At 58.7% G+C, this 492-nt stretch carries 1 protein-coding gene; it reads left to right on the top strand.

Translation table 11 applies throughout. The features are described 5' to 3' along the window. Positions 1-132: 132 nt before the first annotated feature. The coding region (locus AACY49_RS30550) for a hypothetical protein (RefSeq protein WP_339528008.1) at positions 133-492 on the top strand (360 nt) is incomplete at its 3' end.

Here is a 492-nt window from a genome sequence, read left to right on the forward strand (position 1 = left end):
TTGTACGATGTGACAAGCGTCTCATCGACTGGATGCCCCGGCGCCGTAGTGTGTAACTTCACATTCCGCGCCTACGTTGGCGGCTTTCCTTCGGGCGCCAACATAAACGCCGGGACCGCTGGCACGGGCACTATGTCGGTTGGCCATAACTTCGTGCAGACCATGATCACCATGGCCAGCACTTGGTATCCCTTCGCTGAAACGACTGCCGCGTGCTACGACGGCGCTGGCTCCTCTCCATGCAACATCGCCCGACCGGCCGGAATGGCCCCGCTTCGGATCGAGCAGTACGAAGGCAACATGGAGCCATGGGGGCTTTCTGCTTCGCAGTGCTTGTCAGTTGGAGTCGTGACTGTCCCAGCTGATCCTACTGGCGCTCTTTGCGCGTCCGAGATGGCTGCGGCGCTCGCGGATTGGAAAAACAACGCAAAAGCCGCAGCAACCCAAAAAGAATATTTCGATCAGTTCATGGGGTACTCGTCGGCCATGCCA

The sequence above is a fragment of the Pseudomonas sp. EL_65y_Pfl2_R96 genome (assembly GCF_963970905.1).
Taxonomy (GTDB): domain Bacteria; phylum Pseudomonadota; class Gammaproteobacteria; order Pseudomonadales; family Pseudomonadaceae; genus Aquipseudomonas.